Origin of the sequence: Klebsiella sp. K5-45 (assembly GCF_030128605.1) — a bacterium.
GTDB lineage: Bacteria > Pseudomonadota > Gammaproteobacteria > Enterobacterales > Enterobacteriaceae > Klebsiella > Klebsiella quasipneumoniae.
This window is the reverse complement of the sequence record NZ_JAKUZW010000041.1, coordinates 1-3868: the sequence shown is the minus strand read 5'-3', so window position 1 is coordinate 3868 and position 3868 is coordinate 1. Positions and strand designations below refer to the sequence as shown.

The 3868-nt window shown below is 46.4% G+C and carries 5 protein-coding genes and 1 pseudogene; all 6 read right to left on the bottom strand.

The window, feature by feature from the left end; all coding sequences use genetic code 11:
* Positions 1 to 490: 490 nt before the first annotated feature.
* Positions 491 to 892, bottom strand: a complete 402-nt coding sequence (locus MKS11_RS27210; protein ID WP_024623230.1) for an AlpA family transcriptional regulator — start codon at positions 890 to 892, stop codon at positions 491 to 493.
* Positions 892 to 1083, bottom strand: a complete 192-nt coding sequence (locus MKS11_RS27205) for a Rop family plasmid primer RNA-binding protein (RefSeq protein WP_032434073.1) — start codon at positions 1081 to 1083, stop codon at positions 892 to 894. The genes MKS11_RS27210 and MKS11_RS27205 overlap by 1 nt, the downstream gene beginning before the upstream one ends.
* An 837-nt stretch (positions 1084 to 1920) precedes the next feature.
* Positions 1921 to 2340 carry a hypothetical protein gene (locus tag MKS11_RS27200; RefSeq protein ID WP_128336926.1) on the bottom strand — a complete coding sequence of 140 codons (420 nt, stop codon included), beginning with the start codon at positions 2338 to 2340 and terminating at the stop codon, positions 1921 to 1923.
* Complete coding sequence (locus MKS11_RS27195) at positions 2337 to 2534, bottom strand: hypothetical protein (RefSeq protein ID WP_045358392.1); 198 nt, start codon at positions 2532 to 2534, stop codon at positions 2337 to 2339. Before MKS11_RS27195 ends, MKS11_RS27200 begins: the two co-directional genes overlap by 4 nt.
* Before the next feature lie 705 nt (positions 2535 to 3239).
* Positions 3240 to 3503 carry a hypothetical protein gene (locus tag MKS11_RS27190; RefSeq protein WP_032434074.1) on the bottom strand — a complete coding sequence of 88 codons (264 nt, stop codon included), beginning with the start codon at positions 3501 to 3503 and terminating at the stop codon, positions 3240 to 3242.
* Between the two features lie 32 nt (positions 3504 to 3535).
* Positions 3536 to 3868: pseudogene (locus MKS11_RS27185) on the bottom strand (hypothetical protein); the annotation flags it as partial.

The following is a 3868-nucleotide window of genomic DNA, read 5'->3' as shown; positions in this document are numbered from 1 at the left end:
GGCCGTGAAGCGTTGCCGGCGCAGCCGGAAAACCGGTTTTCAGCACGTTCAGGAATCGGGTTCGTCGACGGCCGGCAATCACGTTATGGCAAGTCGCCGGACGACTCACCACACGATTCACCGGCGACTCTTCACTAGAGTCGTACCTAGAGTCGCCGCGTCTAAAAAACAACCAAACGGGGAGTCGTGTCTAGAGTCGGGTCGTTATTAACTTATTGTTTTTATAGTCCTGAGTCGTTACCGACTCTATGACGACTCGCCGGGGACTCTATGACGACTCGTCATAGAGTCGGATCTATATAAATAAAATTTAAAAAACGAAATTTCAGGAAAGTAACCCACTGATATTAAATACAAATCTGCAAAATGTTAATTTTGCGTGGGGTGTGGGTATTTTTAGTGGTGAGGAGCGTTCAGAGATCTGACGATTTTTGGGAAGGTTCAGGAACTCCCCGGGATGGCCGGAGAGGAAAACTGAAGCATGACGGGGTCAGGATTTTTTCCAGAATTTCCACCATGGCGCCGGGGATTCAGTTAATTTTGCCTGGTGATTTTCAAGAAGGAGCATGGCCTGTTTCAGGCTGTCAATGTGCGAATCCTTGGACAAAAGTAAGGTGTTCAGGTGTTCAATCTCCTGTTTCAGATGACGAATCACCTGTTCACTCTGGTCAGCAGAGGCTGTATCACGCTGTTCAGAGACCTGTCCAGAATGGTGTTCACCCTTCAGTTGTTCAAAGGGGCCAAAGACACGTAAAAGCTCTGAAGTATCTACCATTTTTGCATTACGTTCACCGCTACAGGTGGACAGGTCACCTGCTTTAATTAACCTGTGCAGTGTTGTTCTACTCTTACCCGTCAGTCGGGCAGCCTCACTAATAGACACTCTGGCCATCAGTTACCATCCAGTAATGCATCCAGTCTCGCGGTCAGTGTACGGAAAAGATGCTCCGCATCATCGTGGAGTTTCTCACAAAGGTCGGCTTCGACATCGAGATCAAGCTCGTTAAGCTTCTCCAGCAGGAGCAGAGACTGATTCTGGATGAATTTAGCCATGTTCAACGCTGTTTTCTGTTGTTTCGTCATAAGAGGCCTCAGAGCGTCAGTGCTCAGTGTAGGGATGTCCTCTTTTCCGCTTCCTCGCTCACTCAGTCGCTACGCTCCTGCCGTTCGGCTGCGGCGAGCGGCAGGAGCATGCGTAGAAACGCTCGAGAAAACCGAGTAATCGCATGGAGGAAAGAAGGGAAGGCCGCCGCGCGGCCGTTTTTCCATAGGCTCCGCCCCCCTGACGAGCATCACGGAATCTGACGCTCAAATCAGTGGTGGCGAAACCCGACAGGACTATAAAGATACCAGGCGTTTCCCCCTGATGGCTCCCTCGTGCGCTCTCCTGTTCCTGCCTTTCGGTTTGCCGGTGTCATTCCGCTGTTATGGCCGCGTTTGTCTCATTCCACGCCTGACACTCAGTTCCGGGAAGGCAGTTCGCTCCAAGCTGGACTGTATGCACGAACCCCCCGTTCAGTCCGACTACCACGCTCTTTTCGGTAACTATCGTCTTGAGTCCAACCCGAAAAGGCACGACAAATCGCCATTGGCGGTAGCCATTGGTAGAGGGTGTACAAGAGATTACTGATGCAGAGTTCTTGAAGTTAGAGCCAGACTGCGGCTAAACTGAAAGGACGAATTTGGTGGCAGCGGTCTTGTACACCCTGTTACCACGGTTCAGAAGTTCCCCAACTTACTGAACCTTCGGAAAACCACCTCCCCAGGTGGTTTTTTCGTTTTCAGAGCAAGAGATTACGACGCTCCTGAAAGGATCTCAAGAAGATCCTTTTGAACTTTGGTTCATTTCTTCGGCTATCCCCCCATACATGCTCGTCAATCTTTCTATCATCACCATAGATATTCTTTGAATAAAAGAGGTTAATTGTATGTGAACGAGGAGGAAGTATTGTCATCAATATTGATTACTCTATCGCCACAGACTCTAAGCTCATCATTTGGTTGCCAGTGAGCAACATCAACAATATTGTCAACTACATGCAGAGTTACTCCGTCGCTCGTGACTAAAAGCCTACCGTCTTCTGTCCTAGCTTTAACATACGTTGTATCACAACTATCCGATGAGGATTGAACAGGAAACCCAAAATTAGGTTGAGGGTGCTCTGATGCCTTCAAAACTCCTCCTGTCAGACGGTCATAAACGGTGCCATCAGGAGTTACAGCCGAATTTCTATAAGGATCATATACTCTGTCAGGAATAATCGTGTTATCTGAGTATGCTATCGGTGATATAGCCAATAAAAAAGTAATGACCGAGATGAAAAACAGACTTAACTTCATAATTTCCCATTTTTTTTATCAAAAAAATATGCAATTAAAACTAAAGGCCACAAAAACGCACAAATTATGCCGACAAGCATTGACGCACCTTCTTCGGTGTAACTTCTGCGCCTCCCGTTCCTAACTTCTTGGATAAACAGGAAACCGGCACTCACAATAATACCGACAACATAAATTCCTAATACCCTTTCCATAAAACATTCCGTTCTTATCAGATTAAACATAACATCCCAGCCCCGCACTTCTTGTATGCTAACAATCGTTACGCTGCATGAGCGCACGAACGAGATGCATGAGTCTTTCTCGCCCTCCAAAAAGTTAAACAAAAAAAACAAATCAGATTAAGTCATTGTATTTAATGCATTAATTAAAATTTACAGCCTTTAGATAATAGAAAAATAAATTAAAAATCAATCACTTAAAAAAATACACAATTTACTTTACTTGTTTAGTTTGTCAGTTATTATAAATGAATATTAGTTACTGATATTAATGGTGGTTTTTCATGGCGGTTGTTGTTATCTATCGGGCTAAATGCATGGCTTGTCGGCATGAATGGACTAGTAGGAGTGGGTTTGGAACACCGAACTACTGCCCTAAATGTCGTTCAAAATTAATTAGTTGCAGTGCAATTAAGTAGGTCAAAATGACATCAAAACACAAAGGGTTATGTCCTTTTTGTAAAGCTGAAGTTATACCTCGTGTAATTCAAGAAAACCATGTACGACGAGATAAGTGCGAATGCCCTGAGTGCAAAGAAGCAATTTACATATGTCGCGCTCCGGGGTGTGAGAATTACGCTAAGGGTGGTCGTTTGTATGACGATGAGTTGTGTCCGTCATGTACATCAGGTATTGGCGGCGGAGTCGGCACATTAGGCATGATCGCCTTGGGTGCAGTCATATCCACGTTTGTTGGTAAAAAAATGGAGTGATGAAGAATGTCTGGAAACCTCGGTCTGCCTCATACATGCCCATGCCGTAACGTAACAACTGCAAATACAGCAGGACAGCTCTCAGCACTGTTCGGCTTAAGAACTGTACCCTCAGGAGCAACCAACCAGAGTTGGTGTCGAAAATGCCGTTCTGCCACGCCAAAAAAATGAAAAAGCCGCCTATCCAGGCGGCTTTTTTGCTTCTGCAGATATCATTTAGATTTACCATAACGTCTTCTTGTACGCACCGCTAAAACGGTCTCAGGGCGTTTCTGAGGGGAAACCGGTAAAACAGGCAACAAACCACCCGAAAACCCGCCAGAAACGCGCAGGCTCTGTTTTTACGGCATGCATGAGTATGCACGCAAGTGCATAGCGCGAAAATTCACGCCATTCAGCCAGAGTAAGTCCTGTTTCCGGCGTTCTTTCCATCCGAAAACGGTGAACGGGGACGCAATTTATTGCGTGGCCGTGAAGCGTTGCCGGCGCAGCCGGAAAACCGGTTTTCAGCACGTTCAGGAATCGGGTTCGTCGACGGCCGGCAATCACGTTATGGCAAGTCGCCGGACGACTCACCACACGATTCACCGGCGA